This is a genomic window from Bradyrhizobium sp. NC92, assembly GCF_025200865.1.
Lineage (GTDB): Bacteria > Pseudomonadota > Alphaproteobacteria > Rhizobiales > Xanthobacteraceae > Bradyrhizobium.
In genome coordinates this window covers 3,200,407-3,218,157 of record NZ_CP104171.1, presented here as the reverse complement: position 1 = coordinate 3,218,157, position 17,751 = coordinate 3,200,407, and the positions used below count along the sequence as shown (strand labels likewise).

The following is a 17,751-nucleotide window of genomic DNA, read 5'->3' as shown; positions in this document are numbered from 1 at the left end:
TTGTTATGGCAGTCCAGGCTCAGTCCGCGGCGCCGGCGCGCCGATCATTCCGCGCCACCTTTTCGGTTGAAGGCGCGGCCAAACATGCGTGCGAGCCGGGCTCGCAAAACATCCGAGACAATCGACCAGCCACTAAGCTCTGCCGCGGCCGCCTGCCCGGAAGGCATGCCGGACATGTGGCGGTCGAGATTGGCGGCGAAGTCCGCGACCAGACGGCGGGCGAGATCGCGCACCAAGCCTGGGCGGCCGACCTGCGCCAGCATTCCCGTGAGCGTGTAGCCGATCGACAGCTCGACGGCCGTCGCCGCGCCGTCTTCGCGCGCAAGCAGGCGATAGCGGATCTCACCTTGCGTTGCCGAATGGCTGCGCTGGTCGGTGCCGATGCCGACGATGCGGCCAGACAGCGTTGCGGGATCGCGCTCGACGCGAGCGGCGCCCTCGAAGCTTGCTGCGATCGGCCCGAGCCTGACGCGGATCAAGCCTTCCACGCGCTCCGGCCTTGGCGGCGATTTCAGCGATACGCCGGGAAGGCAGGCGGCGATGCCTGCGATGTCGTCGAACAGCGCGAACACCTTGGCCGGCGGATGCGGCAGCGTGAAACGCTGATCGAGAACGGTCGCCGGGATGAAGTCGGGGATGCTGCCGGGCGCGGCACTCTCCGATGCTGGAGCCAACGCCTGCTGCGCCGGCCGCGGATCGCTTCGACCGGATGCAGCTCGGTCCGATCCCGCAGGACCAAGGACTGTCCGGCCGCCATCCGCCACCGGCGCGACGTTGCGCGCGCGCCTTGCCTCGATCACGGACTGCACCGCGCGCACGATGCCGACATAGCCGGTGCAGCGACAGAGATTGCCGCTGAGGCCGACGCGGATGCGGCGCTCGTCGGCGTCGGGCAGACGCAGCACCAGGTCGCGCGCCGAGACCAGCATGCCGGGCGTGCAATAGCCGCATTGCAACGCGTGCTCGCGGGTGAAGGCGGCGCGCAACTCGGTGGTGATCTCGTCCTCGTCGAGGCCTTCGATGGTGGTGACATCGGCGCCCTCACAGGCTGCCGCATAGGTGATGCAGGAGCGCGCCGGCACGCCGTCGAGCAGCACGGTGCAGGCGCCGCAGACCCCGTGCTCGCAGCCGAGATGCGTGCCGGTGAGATCGAGCTTGTCGCGGACGAAATCAGCCAAGCTGGTGCGCGGCTCGGCGGGCAGCTCCACCGCGCGGCGATTGACCTGAAGCGCGATCGTGGTCATGCCGCGGCCTCCTGGACCGCGCGCTTGAGCACGCTGACATGGATGTGGCGCTGCGCGGCATCGTCGATGCCGGCCCTGGCCAGAGCCGCGTCGGCAACCCTTGCATCGAAACGTTGCTTGTAGTCGTCGGCAATCCGTCCGCCGAACAGCGCGGCCACATCGGTCATGACGATCGGCGCCGTGTCGATCGCACCGATCACGACACGAGCAGTCGCGCCGGCGTGATCGACCAGCACCGCGCCGATCGCATGGGCGAACTCGCCGGTCTTGCGGCAGCTTTTGGCATAACCCCAATGGGACGAAGCCGTGCGCGCCGGCACATGGACCGCCTCGACGATCTCGCCGGCGTGCAGCGCCGACTCCAGCGCACCGACCACAAACGCTTCGACCGCCATCGTGCGCGCACCGGCAAGGCTGCGCAGCGTCACGCGTGCGCCCAGGGCCGCCAGCGCCGAAATCCAGTCCGCGGCAGGATCGGCATGGCTGAGCGAGCCGCCGATGGTGCCGCGGTTGCGCACGGCGCGGTACGCAATATTGGCTGCGACGCCACGCATCGCGCCGCGCGTCACGTCGGCGGTGCGCCCGTCCTCGATATCGGCATGGGTGACGAGCGCGCCGAGCACGAGCTCATCGCCGGAGACCTCTGCGCGCTTGAGCTCGGCAAGACCGGAGATGTCGACGATCAGCTCCGGCTGCACCAGCCGCAGATTGAGCATGGGACCGAGCGACTGTCCGCCGGCGATGATTTTTGTCGATCCATTGCTTGCGGCGAGCACCGACAGCGCGGCATCGAGATCACGCGGGCGTTCGTAAGCGAAGGGCGCCGGTTTCATGCCGCGCTCCTCTCAGCCGCACGCGCAGCAAGCACCGCCGCGACGATCCGATGCGGCGTGATCGGAGACTGCATCAGCTCGACGCCGAGCGGGCGCAGCGCGTCGTTGACGGCATTGGCGATCGCGGCCGGCGGCGCGATAGCGCCGCCCTCGCCGATGCCTTTCACCCCGAATTGCGTATAGGGCGACGGCGTCTCCATGTGGTCGAGGCGCGCGGCCGGGACCTCGGTCGGGCCGGGCAGCAGGTAATCTGCGAGCGTCGTTGCCAGCGGCTGACCGGAGGCGTCGAACGGCATCTCCTCGTAAAGCGCGGTGCCGATGCCTTGCGCGAGGCCGCCAAAGATCTGGCCGTCGACCACAAGCGGATTGACCAGCACGCCGCCGTCCTCGACGATCACGTAGTCGAGGATCTCGATCTCGCCGAGATCGGGATCAACCGCGACGACGGCGGCATGCGCGGCATAGCTGAAGGTGCCGCTGTCGCGCACGGGCTTGTAGCCCTGCGTCACCTCCAGCCCGCCGGGATCGACGTCTGCCGGCAGGTCCTGCGGGCGGCGGTACCAGGTATGGGCGATCGCCTTCAGGCTGACACTGCCGTTGACGCCGCGCACCTCGCCATTCTGCAACACCACGGAGGCCGGATCGTGCTGCAGGAGTTTCGCGCCGATGCGGCGGGCACGTTCGCCGAGCTCGCGGCAGGCGGTCGCGACCGCACCACCCGCCATCACCATCGAGCGCGAGCCCCAGGTGCCGGTCGAATAGGGCGTCATGGCGGTGTCGCCGAGGATGATGCGGACCTTGGCAACATCCACGCCGAGGATCTCGTGCGCGACCTGGGCAAGCGTCGTCTCCATGCCCTGCCCGTGCGAGTGCACGCCGACGCGCAGTTCGAGGCCGCCGTCGGGCGTCAGGCGAGCCGAGGCCTGCTCGTGGCCCGGCACCATCGGGATGCCCCAGCCGGAATAGACCGAGGTGCCGTGCGCGGCCTGCTCGCAATAGATGGAGACACCGACGCCGATGCGGCGGCCGTCGGCCTCGCCCTGCTTTTGCCTGGCGCGGAGGGCGTCGATATCGATGGCCGCGAGCGCGCGGCGCATCGCTTCCGGATAATCGCCGCTGTCGAAATGCTTCCTGGTGATGTTGTCGAACGGCATCTGCTCGGGGCGCACAAGATTGCGCAGCCGCACCTCGCCGGGCTCGAGACCGGCTTCCGCCGCTACGAGGTCCAGCATCAATTCCAGCGCAAAGCAGACGCCGGTGCGCGCGACGCCGCGATAGGGCAGGATCGGGCATTTGTTGGTGGCGACCGAGAAGGTGCGGCAGCGATAGGCCGGCATCTTGTAGGGTCCCGGCAGGATGCTCGCGACCTGCGCGGCCTCCAGGCAGGCGGAGAACGGATAGGACGAGTACGCGCCGGAATCCACGGTCGCTTCGCAGTCGATGCCGCGCAAGCTGCCGTCGCTGTCAGCATAGACCGTGATCCTGTAGTGGTGCTCGCGGCAATTGGAGCTGGCGACGAGGTGCTCGCGGCGGTCTTCCAGCCAGCGCACCGGATGGCCGCAGTGCATGGTCAGCCAGGACAGGCAGACTTCTTCGGGCAGCAGAATGCCCTTGTGACCGAAACCGCCGCCCACATCGGGCGAGATCACGCGGATCTGGCCCTCCTCCATGCCGAGGCATTCGGCAAGGCCGCTGCGCGTAATGTGCGGCATCTGCGCCGCCGAATGCAGCGTTAGCTGGTCGAGCCTCTTGTCGAAGGTCGCGACCACGCCGCGGCCTTCCAGCGGCGACATGCATTGCCGCGCGGTCGAGATCTCGCGCGTCACCTTGATCGGCGCGTCGAGCGCGGCGGAGATGTCGACTTCGTAGTTGGTCTCCAGGAAGACGTTGTCGCCCCAATGCTCGTGCACCAGCGCCGAGCCGGGCTCGCGCGCCTTCAGCATGTCATAGATTGCCGGCAGCTCCTCCAGATCGAGCGTCACGGAGGCCGCGATATCCTCGGCCTCGGCGCGCGTCGGCGCGAGGCACATCGCGACGAGCTCGCCGACCTGGCGCACCTTGCCGGTCGCCAGCACCGGCTGCTCGGAGATATTGAAGCCCGGAAGTCCCGACACCGCGCGGATCGGCTTGATGCCGACGAGATCGGCTGCCGTGAAGGCGCTGCCGCGATAACGCTCCGGCACATGGATGCCGCGGATGCGCGCATGCGCCAGCGGGCTGCGCACGAAGGCGACATCCTGAAGGCCGGCGAGCCTGACGTCGCCGACATACTGGCCGCGGCCGCGCATCAGGCGGTCGTCCTCCTTGCGTGGCAGCCGCGCGCCCACGCCCTGCCCGGATCTGCTAGACGGAAATTCCCGCTCGTTGCGCACCCCCGCGCCCTCCTTCACGGCCCGGCCTTATGCCGCGACGGCTTGCGGCAGGATCGGTGCGACCGCGTCGTAGCGCGTGCCGGCGCGCAGGCAGAAGGCCGGCTGCAGCAGGCGCTCGGCAATCACCTCGTTCTTCTCGTTGTCCTTGAGGACGAAGCGGCCATTCTGCTCGGTGAGCACGGAGACGTCGGCGTCCATGCCGACCTTGAGCGCGCCGATCTCCCCGCTGCGGCCGAGCATCTTTGCGGGATTGGCGGTGACCATCGGCACGACCTGCTCCAACGACAGGCCGAGCGCCATCATCGAGCTCATCGCCTGGACCAGGCTGAACTTGGCCTGGCCGGCGAAGGGATGGTTCTCGTCGTCCTCGTGCTGGTCCGGCGTTCCCGCCGGCGCGGGCACATGGGTGTTGTAGCCGTGGATGTCGGCGCCGAGCGTGGTCGGAATGATGCCGGCGGCGATCGCCTTCTTCGCAAGCCGATAGGAGAAGTGGCTGCCATGGCCGACATCGACCTTGAGGCCGCGGTCGAGCGCGGCCTGGATCACCGGATGCACCTCACCCTCACGATTGACGAAGCCGCCGGGATGGCGCGTGAAGGGATGAGCGAGGATGTCGCCTTCGCGCAAGAGCGGGATCACGCGGGTGAGGATGGTGTCGGCGTCCTCGCCATTGGCGCCGCTCTCGGGCAGGCCCCAGAGCTGGCCGAAATGCACATAGACCGGCAGGTCGGCGCGCTTGCCGATCTCGGCTGCCATCTCGATGACGCGAATGCCCCAGCGCGCGAAGCCGCCGATCTCGGCATGGGCCTTGATGCCGCGCACGAGATCGAGATTGGCGGTCGCCGCCTTGACGGTGGCATCGATGTCGACGCCGTCGGGGCTGTAGAGCTGCGGATAGAAATGTCCCTCGAGGCCGCCGACGAGATAGGCGGAGATAAACGCATAGACGCGCGAGGCAGAGGCTTCCGCGATGAAATGGCGGAAGCCCGGCAGCGTCATGCAGGACGGACCGCCCTGATCGACGAGCGTCGTCACGCCGGACTGCACGCCGACCATGTCGGGGTTCATGCCGAAGCGGCCGGAGACATATTGATAGACGTGGGCGTGGGTGTCGATCAGCCCAGGCAGCACCAGCTTGCCGCTGACATCGACGATCTCCTTCGCGCTGGTCGGCAGAATGTCGGATGCGACCGCCGCGACCTTGCCATTGCGGATGGCGACGTCCTTGAGGCCATCGACGCCGGAGGCCGGACAGATCACGCGGCCACCTCGCAGCAGAAGATCGAAGCTGGCAGTGACGGACATGGCGCTCTCCTTAAGGCTCTCGCGCAGGCGGTTGCCCCGCTCTCGAATTACGAAGCATGCTTCGCATTTGGATAAAAGCAAGCTTCGTGCCATGATCCTGTTGTGGCGAGCGCGTTCGAATCGAGCTAAGCGCGAAGGGTTTGGGGTTGGGAGAGCGTGCATTGCGGCAAGCCAGGAAAAGTCGCAGCGGGGGCAAGCACCGCCCCTGGCCATTGTCGGAACGGCCCGGCTATTTGATCCGGCGCTTGCATCAGATTCACGTCGCGCTGTTTCAGGAAGCCTGCGGCGAATTCGAGGTCACCCCGCTGCAATACAGCCTGCTCTCGGCGCTGGCGGTGCGCGAAACCGCCGACCAGACCACTTTGGCGGCCGATATCGCGCTCGATCGCACCACGACGACAGGCGCATTGAAGCGGCTCGCCGCGCGGAACCTGGTCGAGCGCGCGGTGAACAAGGACGATCGGCGCGCGCGATTGTGCCGCCTGACGCCCGCCGGCGCCGCGCTGCTGATCAGAATCGAGGGCGCGGCACGGCGGGCGCATCGCGCCACGCTCGGCGATTTGAGCCAGCGGGAACAGGCGCTCTTCATCGAGATGATGCAGCGCATCGTGGCCGGCAACCCCAGTCGCGACAGCGCCGCTGCCCTATTCGACTAGAGGCGCGTGCTGCGCTTTTGAGTTGGGCTGCTCAATTTATCATCGTACCGCTGCCCGGCCGTGCATCGATCGCGACCATCAGGCGTCAGGTCGGGTGTGACGCAGCACGTCGGCGCGTCAGCATCGCCCGCGCTTGAAAACGCAGTCGCATCCGAGGCGAGCCTCGTTGCATCCGGCATCCGAACGTGCCCTGCCCGGCCGCCCCGCAACCCATGGCACGATTTATGCTGCGATGATGCGAAGCGTGCTTCGTATTGGGGGATGTCATGACGGATTCCGAACTTCGCGCTGATATTCACAGCATCGAGCCAATTCCCGACGCGGACCGGGACTCGACCGGGCCGCAGCAGATGTGGATCTGGGCCGGCGCCAACATCGCGCCGGTGAACTGGGCGCTCGGCGCGCTCGGCATCATCCTCAAGCTCGGCCTGATGGAGACGATCGCGGTCATCGTGGTCGGCAACATCGTGGGCTGCGCGATCTTCGCCACCTTCACGGTGATGGGGCACAAGACCGGCGTCAACCAGATGGTGCTGAGCCGGTCCGCCTTCGGCGTCCGCGGCGCCTACCTGCCGAGCATCCTGATGTTCCTGATGACGCTGGGCTGGATCGGCGTCAACACCTACTTCCCGGTCAAGGTCTCGATGGGCATCCTCGGCCAGTTCGGCGTGCCCGACACCTGGCTGGTCGAGATGATCGTCATCACGCTGGTGATGGCGGTGCAGGTGCTGATCGGCGTCTACGGCTTCTACGCGATCCGCACCTTCGAGAAATACACGGTGCCGCCGACCATCGCCATCATGGTGCTGATGAGCGTGCTGGCCTGGACGCGGCCCGGCGTCGTCAACTGGGGCCTGACCACCTCGCTGCCGCCCGGCGCGCATCTGGCGATGCTGACGCTGCTGATGACCGCAATCGGCGTCGGCTGGGGAATTTCCTGGGTCACCTGGGCCTCCGACTATTCGCGCTTCGTGCCGCGCTCGACGCCGTCGAAAGCCGTGTTCTGGTACAGCTATGTCGGCATGTTCGTGCCGACGGTCTGGCTCGGCATCCTCGGCGCGACCATCGCCTCGACGACGCTGGATACCGATCCCGCCAAGATGGTGAGCGCGGTGTTCGGCGGTCCCGTCAGCATCCTCGTGCTCTTGATGGTGCTGCATGGCCCGATCGCCACCAACATCCTCAACGTCTATTCGGCGACCTTGGCGGCGCTGAGCGCGGGGCTGAAACTCTCGCGCTTTTGGCTTACCGTCATCGTCGGCATCGCCGGCTATCTGGGCACCCTCTACTTCATCTTCGCGCCGTCGTTCGCGAAGGCGTTCGACAATTGGATGATCAGCCTGCTGTTGTGGATGAGCCCGTGGGCCGGCGTGGTGCTCGCCGACTTCTTCATCAAGCGCAAGGGCAAGATCGAGGTGGCCGAGCTCTATCGCTCGCCGGAGACCAGCGCCTATGGCGATATCAACTGGGCCGGCATGATCGCGTTCTTCGCCGGCCTCGTTGCCGGATGGCTGGTGCAGGACGGCCTCGTCGGCGCGCTGCAGGGACCGATCTCGATCAATCTGCTCGGCGGCGCCGATCTCAGCTGGCTGTTCGGGATCGGTGTGGCCGGCCTCGTCTACCTCGGGCTCGGCAAGTTCGCGACCTCGCCCACACCGGCCGTCGCGAGCCGGGCCGGCGGATAGCCCGCTGACCTCGTCTCTCGTCAGCGCTTCCGTCCAAGCCTCACGATCATGTCGCCGGGCCCAAGCCCTCCGGCGACATGAGGTCGCAATCGCCACAGGCTCTCGCCGTCGACCAGCGAGGTCATCGGGAGTTCGTGGTCGGCGAAATTGGCGACGATCTGCAGCACGTCGCCCTGCTCGGTCTCCCAGCGTACATCCACGCCGCCCATGCGGGGATCGGTGCCCAGCAGCTGTCGCTGCGCCGAAACGAACCCGCGTTTGATCAGCGGCACGATCTTCTCGCGCCGCATCGTCAATAGCTGCGTCGTGAGCGCCCGGAACCTTGTGGCGAAAGGCGACTGGTCGATGCTGGTCCAGTCCAGCTTGGAGGCGAGGAAGGTTCTTTCGTCGCACGGGTCGGGGATATTGGCGCGCGTTTCGGGCGTCGCGAACGCCTTGAAGTGCGAAAACTCCCTGCGGCGGCCCTCCCTTGTCAGTTCGGCAGCTTCGCCGGTCCAGTCGGCGAAGAACAGGAAGGGCGTTTGGGCTGCCGCTTCCTCGCCCATGAACAGCATCGGAATATGCGGGCTGAGCAGAACCAGGGCGAGGGCCAGCTCCAGCCTGTCCGGACCGACCAACCGGGACAGCCGTTCGCCGAAGGCGCGGTTGCCGACCTGGTCGTGGTTCTGGGCGAAGAAGATGGTCGCTTCGGGCGGCAGGTGCGCGCTCGGCTCGCCGCGCGGCGCCTGGTGCAGGGGAAAGACCTCGCCCTGATAGGCAAAGCCCTCGGTCAGGGATCGCGCCAGATGTTGGAGCGGCGTGTCTGCAAACGCCCGGTAATAGCCTTCGTCCTCGCCGGTGAGCAGGACGTGGAGCGCGTTGTGAAAATCGTCGCCCCATTGCGCGTCGTAGTACGTCGCGCGTCCCTGTGACCGCGCGAGCAGGTGCGCCTGATTGGCCTCGTTCTCCAGCATCAGATGAACGCGCCGGCCCGCCAGCTGACTGCGCAGGGTCTCGGCGAGCTCGACCAGGAAATGACGCTTCGAATCGTCCTTCAGCGCATGAACGGCATCGAACCGCAATCCGTCGAACCCATAGTCGCGCAGCCACATCAGGGCATTCTCGATCAGAAATCCGCGCACGAACGCGCCGTCGGCTCCTTCGAGGTTGACCGCGGGGCCCCATCCAGTGGTGTGGCGCGGATTGAAAAAGTTCTCCGCATAGAGATGCAGATAGTTCAGCTGCGGCCCGAAATGGTTATAGACGACGTCGAGATAGACCATGATGTCGAGCGCATGCGCGGCCCGCAGCAGCCGCTTGAGATCCTCCGGCCGGCCGTAGCGGGCATTCGGCGCGTCCAGGAGCACGCCGTCATAGCCCCAATTGTGCCGTCCGGGGACGTCGTTGAGCGGCATCAGCTCGATGGCGGTGATGCCGAGATCGCGAAGATAGGGCAACTTCTTCTCGACGCCGGCATAGGTCCCCTCGTCGCTGAACGTGCCGACATGCAGCTCGTAGATCACGGCTTCCGCCCAGGGACGGCCCGGATAGAGCACCGAGTCCCTCAACGCGGCCGTATCGATCACCTCGCTCGGCGCGCCGACGTCGTCCGGCTGGAAGCACGAGGCGGGATCAGGGACGAGGAGATCTTCGTCGATCCTGAACTGATAGCGCGTGCCGGCGCGCGCGGTCCGGCTGAGCAGCTGACACCAGCCGTCCGCATCGCGCGGCATCTTCCGTGGCGGCTGGCCGATTTCGAGCAGCTCGACGGATCGCGCCGTCGGCGCCCACAAGTTGAACGAGACCCCTTGATCGACGATCTGAGGACCATGGCGCCGACTTTGCTCGGCCTTTCCCAGTCTTTGATTCAAGCCCGTCGCCTTTCGCCGCATGCCCCCTCGGCGCGCTCCAAGATCGCTTGCGCGCGTCGGGGCGACAAAGCGGAGCCGCACGCGTTCGTTCCTCCACGGCGCCGACGCCGGACATTTGCAACGCGACGGGAACGGAATCAGCAGCGCGACGGTTACCGTTCCAACAGGAGCTGTCGCCATGCGCCGCCCGAAGCCGCAACCGATCCGTAACAAGCTCGACCTGACCGACCGCACCCAGGTACGCCTCGTCAAGAAACGGCTCGGACTGTCGGACGCCGAGCTGATCGCGATCGTCGGGCGCATCGGCAACTCCATTCCGGCCATCAGCAAGGAATCGGCTCTGCAGAAAGCCAACGTGCTGTCCAAGCCGGCCGACGTGGAGCCCATTGCCGCGACTGCGCCGATATCCTGACGGGCAATTCGGGGGCAGAAATTCGGGGGCAGAGATGGACCAGCCAGCACATTCAGACGAGACCCTGACGCGGACGGCCTCGCGCCTGCGCCGCACCCGGATCACCGAAGGCAGACCCTTCCCGCTCGGCGCCACCTGGGATGGCCTCGGCGTCAATTTCGCGCTGTTCTCAGCCCATGCCACCAAGGTCGAGCTCTGCCTGTTCGACGATGCCGGCGAAACCGAGCTCGAGCGCATCGAGCTTCCCGAATATACCGACGAGGTCTGGCACGGCTATCTGCCCTCCGCCCGCCCCGGCACCGTCTACGGCTACCGCGTCCACGGCCCTTACGAGCCCGACGCCGGCCACCGCTTCAATCCCAACAAGCTCGTGCTCGATCCCTACGCCAGGCAGCTGGTCGGCCAGCTCCGCTGGGGACCGGAGCTGTTCGGCTACCGGCTGGATCACGCCGACAAGGACCTCTCCTACGACGAACGCGACAGCGCGCCCTTGATGCAGAAATGCCGCGTCATCGATCCCGCCTTTACCTGGGGCATGGCGCGCAAGCCGGAAGTGCCGTGGGAACGCACGATCTTCTACGAGATGCACGTCAAGGGCTTCACCCAGCTGCATCCGCTGGTGCCGGAAGCCGACCGCGGCACGTTCTCGGGGCTCGCACATTCGGAAATCCCGGCTTACTTGCGCTCGCTCGGCATCACCAGCGCCGAGCTGCTGCCGATCCATGCCTTCGTCGACGACAGCTATCTGGTCGAGAAAGGCCTGCGCAATTACTGGGGCTACAATTCCATCGCCTTCTTCGCTCCTGATCCGCGCTACCTGAAGGCGACGTCTGCGAACGAGTTCAAGGCCACGGTCAACCAGTTTCATGCCCATGGCATCGAGATCATTCTCGACGTCGTGTACAATCACACCGCGGAAGGCAACGAGCTCGGCCCGACCCTGTCGTTCAAGGGCATCGACAACGCCAGCTATTACCGCCTGCTGCCGGACAAGAAGCGCTACTACATCAACGACACCGGCACCGGAAACACCGTCAATCTCTCGCATCAGCGTGTGCTGCAACTCGTCGCCGATTCCTTGCGTTACTGGGCGACCGAGATGCGGGTCGACGGCTTCCGTTTCGATCTCGCCACCATTCTGGCGCGCGAACCCTATGGCTTCGATGAAGGCGGCGGCTTCCTCGACGCCTGCCGCCAGGATCCCGTGCTCTCCAGCGTCAAGCTGATCGCGGAGCCCTGGGACGTCGGGCCCGGTGGCTACCAGGTCGGTCAGTTTCCGCCGGGCTGGGCCGAGTGGAACGACAAGTTCAGGGATACCGCGCGCGCCTTCTGGAAGGGCGATCCGGGCACGCTGGCCGACTTTGCCAAGCGCGTCTCCGGCTCCGGCGACCTCTTCAACAAGCGCGGACGCCGGCCTTGGGCCAGCGTCAACTTCGTCACCGCCCATGACGGCTTCAACCTCAACGACCTCGTCTCGTACAACGACAAGCACAACGAGGCGAATGGCGAGGACAATCGCGACGGTCACAGCAACAACCATTCCTGGAACTGTGGCGTCGAAGGGCCGACCACCGACCCGGAGATCATCGCCTTGCGCCAGCGCCAGAAGCGGAATCTGCTGGCAACGATGCTGCTGTCCCACGGCACGCCGATGCTGTTCGCGGGCGACGAGTTCGGGCACACCCAGAACGGCAACAACAACGCGTACGCCCAGGACAACGAGACCACCTGGCTCAACTGGATGGGCATCACCGCGAACGGCCGCAGCTTGCGCGAGTTCGTGCGCAAGCTGATCGCCACCCGCAAGGCGTTTCCGATCCTCTACCGCAGCCGCTTCCTGGTCGGCTCGCACAACGAGGAGCTCGACGTCAAGGACGTGACCTGGCTGTCGCCATCGGGCGAGGAGATGACGACGGAGCAATGGCAGGACGGCAATGCCAAATGCTTCGGCATGCTGCTCGACGGCCGCGCGCAGGAGACCGGCATCAAGCGCCGCGGCTCGGATGCGACCATGCTGCTGGTCTACAACGCGCACCATGACGTCGTGAATTTCACCCTGCCGGAAGTCACCGACGGACGCAGCTGGCTCGGCCTGATCGACACCAATCGTCCCGACGCGCCGATGGCCGAGTTCGAGTTCGGGCATGCTTACGCGGTGACCGCGCGCTCGCTGGTGGTGTTTGGCCTTGCGAACGACAGCATCGCGACGCGGCGCCTCCGCCAAGGCCTCGGCGCGCTGATGGACATCGCCGACACGCCCCTGCCCGAGTAGCCGCGTGCCGTTCGCTCGCGATCAGCGATCGACTTCGCCGAAAACGATGAGCCAGCGAGCCAAGAATGGCCGGGACGTCCGCCAGCAATGCCCCTTACAGCGGAAAATCCATCGCTTGAGCCTTTGGAACACCGCATCAAGAGCCGCGTTCAATGTCGGAATTGGAGACTTGAGATGAATGTCGATTGCTCGCCGCCGCTCTCGCGATCAATCCTCGCTACGCCTGCGGGCGCCGTTACAGGAGTTACCGGTGATCGGCCCGACCAACCGACCGGCAACTGCCGCTCGTCTTGACCGACCGTGCAGCTGGACCGGGCGGCGCGAGCGCAGCCGAGCGCCCTCTCTCCGCCGTCGCGTTCTCGGGCGGTCTCGGCCTCGGCGCCTATCATGGCGGTGTGTTTGAAGCACTCGCTTCGCTTCGGCTGCCGATCGACTGGGTGACCGGTTCGTCGGCAGGAGCCATCACGGCTGCGTTGATCGCGGGGAGCGCGCGCGACGACCGGCTGCGGAATTTACGCAGCTATTGGCATGCGCCAAGCAGTCCAACCGACGTGCCGAACGCGAGCCGCCATACGTTCGCGTGGCTGAGCTCGATCAGTACGCGCGTGCTGGGCCATTCGGGATTCTTCCATCCCCGCCTCCCGATTCCGGCTTCTCACTACGGCGGCCTCTACGATCTCGGCCCGACCCGCGAACGCCTGCAGCGCTTGATCGATTTCGGACGTCTGAACGGCGGCGATCCGCGCGTCACGATCTGCGCCACCGACGTCGAGAGCGGCGATGCCGTGTTGTTCGACACCGCGTCGGAGCGGATCGAAATGGACCATATCGTGGCCAGCTGCGGGTTTCTCCCTGAATTCGCTCCGGTGCAGATCGCCGGCCGCTGGCTCGTCGACGGCGGGTTCTCGCTGAACGCGCCGTTCGACCCGATCCTCGAAACTGCAGGCCCGCTCCGCCTCTATGTGGTCGATCTGTTTCCGCGCGACGGCAAGGTCCCTGACGGGCTCGAGGCCGCGTCGGAGCGCAAGAGTGACCTGACCTTCGGCAATCAGACCTTCCAGCGCCTCGGCTACGCTCTCGAAGCCCGTCAGCTCCGCGCCGAGCTCCAGGACCTCCACTACGACGACGAGGTCCATCTCCTGAGCTACCGCCCGGGCCGCGAGGAAGCCGGGCCGGAAAAATCCTTCGATCTGTCTGAGACAGCCATGGCGCAGCGCTGGTGCGCCGGCTTTCTGGACATGCAATATGCCGCAAGCCTCACGCCAGTCCCGAACGAGATCTGCAGCGTGCGGCGGCCCTAAAGCGGAATGGCTTTAGGTTGAATCATTTGCCACGGGCTCGGTGCAACCTCTCCCGCTTGCGGGAGAGGGAGCGCACTTACCTTGTCGCAATCGAACCTGATCTCATCACGCTTTTAGTGATGTCTGTCGGTGTCGGGACCCGAGCTGCCCGCTGTCTTGCCGCCTAGCCGCTCGCGAATGTCGCGCAGCAGCTGCCTGAGACCGTCATCGGCAGCCATGCCGTCGGGCGGGGCGATGCTCCTCGGATATGAGCCCTGTCGTTTGTTGGTCCATCAAGCTTTGAATGACCGGGCGCGTGAGGCGTTCCTAAGGCTGACTACCCTCACCGGCTCGTCGGCGAGGATGCCTCGCGCACCGTCTGCGCTGCGAAGCGGGCGATCAGGCGCCGGAGCTGCGCCTTGTGCACCAGGCGGGCCGCCGTCTTGGGCGAGACCCAGATGGCTTCCCGCTCTCCCTTCTCGGGCCACCAGCGCTCGCGCCCGTGCACCTTCATGGGGAAGACGGCAACGTTCATGGTCCGCTTGCGATCGCCCTTTCGCTTGCGGTGCTTGAAGCTGCCCAAGGCGCGCGTTGCCACGACACCGACCAGGCCCGCCTCCTCATAGGCCTCGAGCGCTGCCGTCAGGTGCGGCTCCTTGTTGCGCATCGGCGATCCCTTTGGGACGCTCCACCGGCGCTTGCGCCTGGTCGTGATCAGCATCACCCGCAGCTCGGACTTGTCCAGACGAAACGGCAGAGCGGCAAATTGCTTCTTTCCCATCAAGCGCCTCCAACTCGCGTTCGATAAGCGAGCGCCGCGGCCATGGTTCCTGTTTTGCGCAGCGGCGCCTCATCCACGCAAGGAACACCCTGCCGCCGCCTGGGTTATTTAAAGGGCGGTGGCACAACGCTTTGTCGACAGGGACGCATATGCCAAAGGCAACTGAAAACGACCCGCGAGAGACACCGCTTGACGATCCGCGCCAGCAGACGGACATGCCGACGCACCGGCAAACGAACAAGCCGTGGCAAGGCAATCCCGAGAAGGACCAGATCGATCCGAAACGGCCGCCGGTGGACCTTGAGCGTTGGCAGAAATCGAAGACGCACTAGGCAGCGGCCGCTGGCAGTCTGCGGCAGTCAGATCCTGTCGAGATCATGAATGACGGGCCGCAGCGGCCCGCCCGGCTCGAGGTCGAGCGTTGCCAGCGTAATCGGCAGCTTGAAGCGTCGCTTCCCTGCACTGCCCGGATTCAGATAGAGCACGCCTTCCCTGGTCTCGATCCGCACCCGGTGGGAATGCCCTGAGACCACGACGTCGATGCCGAGCTCGGCAGGATCGATCGCCAGCCCGTTGAGATCGTGCAGGACGTAGAAGCTGCGGCCGCCGAGGCGCAGCGTTTGCGTTTCAGGAAAGCGTTCAGCCCACGCGCCCCGGTCCACATTTCCTCTGATCGCGGTGACGGGCGCGATGCGGCCAAGCCCGTCCATCACAGCCTGGGCGCCGATGTCGCCGGCGTGGATGATGTGCGAGACGCCGGCGAGACAGCGCTCCGCCTCGGGCCTCAGCAGCCCATGCGTGTCGGCGATCACCCCAATCCTGAACGTCATGTCAGATCATCGCTTCAGTGCATTACGTCCAACGGCACCCGGCCGATTTCCTCACCATCCTCGTTGGTGACGAGGATCGCGAAGTGACGGCCCTTGAGCTCGGGACGCTGCGCGAGCAGACGCCGCGCAATTTCTTCGGCGACGTCCAGGGCCTGCATGTCATCCGGCAACTCGGCACCTCCTTCGTCTGCCACGGGTTTAGAATCCACCAAATCAAAATGATAGCGCGGCACGTCTGGCCCTCAGCTTTTCCCGCAGGAACGCCCGGTCTCGAAGCTTCGTTCCGGCGTGGGAGCCATCTGCGGTCCAGCAGACAATACGTCGTGACGGTGGACGGAGGCCACGGCTCGTTCGGCACCAGGCTCGGCGATTGCGTCAGGGCCTATGCCTTGCCGGAGCGACGGCAACAGACGAGCGGCGGCCTCACGCGCGGCGCCGCCGCGTCCGCGCGCGGGGGCGGTACGGACGGCCAGCCCTCGATGCCGCGATCGCCAGGCCGGCAGCGATCCCGAGCAACACGAGCCCCTTGCTGAGCACAGCGGCGGGCGGAACTTGCTTCCGCAGCAGCCAGCCGCCGTCGACGGACGTGCCCTGCGGACCCGCTTCGAGCAAGGTGCCTTCGTTCCTTGCGGCGGGACGCGCGCGCGACAGCAGCCAGCGGAATGCAGCTCCCAGGATATTCTCGGTGATCTCAGGGGCCATCGCATAGGCCAATTGTCCGGCGCGCGCCGGCCACCCCACCGCCACCTCGTCACGAGGCGCGTGGGCGAGGCGCAGGAAAGTCTCGGCCACGTCCTCGGATTGATAGAGCAGCGGACCAGGATCGAGCCGTCGTCCGGAGGCGTTGGCGCCGTGGACGAAGCCCGGCGTATCGACGATGGATGGGAAGACGCCGCAGACATGAATGTCGGGATGAGCCCGGAGCTCCTGACGCAAGCTTGCGGTGAAGCCGCGCAGGCCGAACTTGCTGGCGGTGTAGGCTGCGGCAAACGGCGTCGGCGCCCAGCCGCCGAGCGAGATGTTGTTGATCAGGACACCACGGTTCTGGCGGAGGAAGATCGGAAGCACCGCGAACGCGCCATGCATGGTGCCGAGCAGATTGACCTCGATGGTGCGGCGATGGAGCGCGATATCCGCATCCTGATAGGCCCCGAACACGCCGGTGCCGGCGTTGTTGATCCAGACGTCGATGCCGCCGAAGGCCTCGTCCGCCGCACCGGCTAGACGCTGCATCGCCTGCGCGTCAGTGACGTCGGTCGGCACGGCCAGAGCACGGCCTCCGAGCGCCTCACATTCGGCAGCAAGGCGCATCAAGACCTCGCCGCGGCGCGCCGCGAGGACCACGCTTGCGCCCTCGCGGGCAAAGGCCAGCGCCGCGGCACGCCCGATTCCACTGGAGGCGCCGGTGATGACGACGCGCGTGCCGGCCGTCTGCCCCTGCACGCGTCCCGAGACCTCCGCCGGAAGCAGCCAGCGCAGGGATCGCCGCAGGCGCGCCGTTCCCTGGGTTTCGAACCAGTCGCCATGCGCAAAGATCACCCGCTCCGGAGCCAGCTTGACGAGCCGCGGGGCCGCAGCCTGCGCCGAACGGCCACCGAGCCGCAGCAGCAGCCGCAGATAGACCGGGGCCTTGCCGTCCGGCTTGGCAATGCCGAGCAGGTTCGCCGCCGCCGCATTCGACGCGCTGAGGTGGCGGGGATCGAGGTTCTGCACGAGATCGGTCAGAACCAGTGTTCCGCTCCGCCGGTCGAACAGCTCGACCTCGGAGAACATCGGAGCATTCACCGACGATGTTTGGAGGTCGGCGGCCCACTCCTCCGGCGTCGTGTCTCCAATTTCGCGATCGATACGGATGCCGGTCGCCCGCACCTGCCCGCGCGCCGCAAGGCCGCGCGCGGCAAAGATCGCGGCCTGCGGCAGCTGCCTTTGCCATTCAGGCAGAAACATCCAATGCGCGATATTCGGCGCCAGCAGGTACCTGATCGAGCCCAGCCGCTCCAGCTCCCGGCGCAGAGCGGGCGAATAACGCACCGGCGAATGCAGCACGAGGTCGCCATTCGACAAGCGGATGACGGTCATCCGCACGGGCAGTTTCAGGCCGGCGGCGCTGATTGGCTTGTCGTCCAGGATCCAGATATCGTCCGTCACCCGCGACAGGCTGGCGGTCGACACAGCGGCGTCGGAACTTTGCATGAGCGTCTTTCCCTCGCGAGGACGTTGCTCCAAAGCGC

The 17,751-nt window shown here is 66.2% G+C and carries 15 protein-coding genes; 6 read left to right on the top strand and 9 right to left on the bottom strand.

The genetic code is table 11. The features are described from left to right. Positions 1–44: 44 nt before the first annotated feature. From N2602_RS14885 to N2602_RS14870, 4 genes are read right to left on the bottom strand one after another with little or no spacing between them, the layout of a single operon-like run. Positions 45–1,244: a 2Fe-2S iron-sulfur cluster-binding protein gene (locus N2602_RS14885; RefSeq protein WP_260383107.1), complete on the bottom strand. Its 1,200-nt coding sequence runs from the start codon at positions 1,242–1,244 to the stop codon at positions 45–47. After that, positions 1,241–2,077, bottom strand: a complete 837-nt coding sequence (locus N2602_RS14880) for a xanthine dehydrogenase family protein subunit M (RefSeq protein WP_260383106.1) — start codon at positions 2,075–2,077, stop codon at positions 1,241–1,243. Before N2602_RS14880 ends, N2602_RS14885 begins: the two co-directional genes overlap by 4 nt. After that, a complete protein-coding gene (locus tag N2602_RS14875; RefSeq protein ID WP_260383105.1) occupies positions 2,074–4,467 on the bottom strand; it encodes a xanthine dehydrogenase family protein molybdopterin-binding subunit in 2,394 nt (797 codons plus the stop codon). The genes N2602_RS14880 and N2602_RS14875 overlap by 4 nt, the downstream gene beginning before the upstream one ends. Positions 4,468–4,476: 9 nt before the next feature. Further along, positions 4,477–5,754, bottom strand: a complete 1,278-nt coding sequence (locus N2602_RS14870; protein ID WP_260383104.1) for an amidohydrolase/deacetylase family metallohydrolase — start codon at positions 5,752–5,754, stop codon at positions 4,477–4,479. A gap of 212 nt (positions 5,755–5,966) precedes the next feature. On the opposite strand from N2602_RS14870, the gene N2602_RS14865 reads away from it, so the two are divergent. Further along, positions 5,967–6,410, top strand: coding sequence for a MarR family winged helix-turn-helix transcriptional regulator (locus tag N2602_RS14865; protein ID WP_172784470.1), 444 nt, complete (start codon positions 5,967–5,969; stop codon positions 6,408–6,410). Between the two features lie 266 nt (positions 6,411–6,676). Further along, complete coding sequence (locus N2602_RS14860; protein ID WP_212256667.1) at positions 6,677–8,095, top strand: cytosine permease; 1,419 nt, start codon at positions 6,677–6,679, stop codon at positions 8,093–8,095. Positions 8,096–8,115: 20 nt separating this feature from the next. Here N2602_RS14860 and treZ read toward each other — a convergent pair whose 3' ends face one another. After that, positions 8,116–9,945 carry a malto-oligosyltrehalose trehalohydrolase gene (gene treZ / locus N2602_RS14855; RefSeq protein ID WP_260383103.1) on the bottom strand — a complete coding sequence of 610 codons (1,830 nt, stop codon included), beginning with the start codon at positions 9,943–9,945 and terminating at the stop codon, positions 8,116–8,118. A 178-nt stretch (positions 9,946–10,123) separates the two neighbouring features. Between treZ and N2602_RS14850 the strand changes: the two genes are divergently transcribed. The 3 genes from N2602_RS14850 (at position 10,124) to N2602_RS14840 (ending at position 13,930) form a co-directional block, all read left to right on the top strand. Continuing rightward, positions 10,124–10,357, top strand: a complete 234-nt coding sequence (locus N2602_RS14850) for a DUF3606 domain-containing protein (protein ID WP_260383102.1) — start codon at positions 10,124–10,126, stop codon at positions 10,355–10,357. Between the two features lie 34 nt (positions 10,358–10,391). Next, positions 10,392–12,629, top strand: coding sequence for a glycogen debranching protein GlgX (glgX, locus tag N2602_RS14845; RefSeq protein ID WP_260383101.1), 2,238 nt, complete (start codon positions 10,392–10,394; stop codon positions 12,627–12,629). Positions 12,630–12,919: 290 nt separating this feature from the next. Next, positions 12,920–13,930 (top strand): patatin-like phospholipase family protein, encoded by a 1,011-nt coding sequence (locus N2602_RS14840; protein ID WP_260383100.1) that lies wholly within the window; start codon positions 12,920–12,922, stop codon positions 13,928–13,930. Positions 13,931–14,252: 322 nt separating this feature from the next. Here N2602_RS14840 and N2602_RS14835 read toward each other — a convergent pair whose 3' ends face one another. Continuing rightward, entirely contained in the window at positions 14,253–14,690 is a 438-nt protein-coding gene (locus N2602_RS14835; protein ID WP_260383099.1) for an NUDIX hydrolase, read from the bottom strand. 149 nt (positions 14,691–14,839) lie between these two features. Between N2602_RS14835 and N2602_RS14830 the strand changes: the two genes are divergently transcribed. Continuing rightward, the gene (locus N2602_RS14830) at positions 14,840–15,022 is read left to right on the top strand and encodes a hypothetical protein (protein WP_212256679.1); all 183 of its coding nucleotides are present in this window, start codon (positions 14,840–14,842) and stop codon (positions 15,020–15,022) included. Between the two features lie 27 nt (positions 15,023–15,049). Here N2602_RS14830 and N2602_RS14825 read toward each other — a convergent pair whose 3' ends face one another. From N2602_RS14825 to N2602_RS14815, 3 genes are all read right to left on the bottom strand, one after another. Beyond that, positions 15,050–15,520: a metallophosphoesterase family protein gene (locus N2602_RS14825; RefSeq protein WP_260383098.1), complete on the bottom strand. Its 471-nt coding sequence runs from the start codon at positions 15,518–15,520 to the stop codon at positions 15,050–15,052. A gap of 14 nt (positions 15,521–15,534) precedes the next feature. After that, entirely contained in the window at positions 15,535–15,753 is a 219-nt protein-coding gene (locus N2602_RS14820) for a DUF6894 family protein (RefSeq protein WP_260383097.1), read from the bottom strand. Between the two features lie 190 nt (positions 15,754–15,943). Next, positions 15,944–17,713 carry an SDR family oxidoreductase gene (locus N2602_RS14815; protein WP_260383096.1) on the bottom strand — a complete coding sequence of 590 codons (1,770 nt, stop codon included), beginning with the start codon at positions 17,711–17,713 and terminating at the stop codon, positions 15,944–15,946. Positions 17,714–17,751 lie beyond the last annotated feature (38 nt).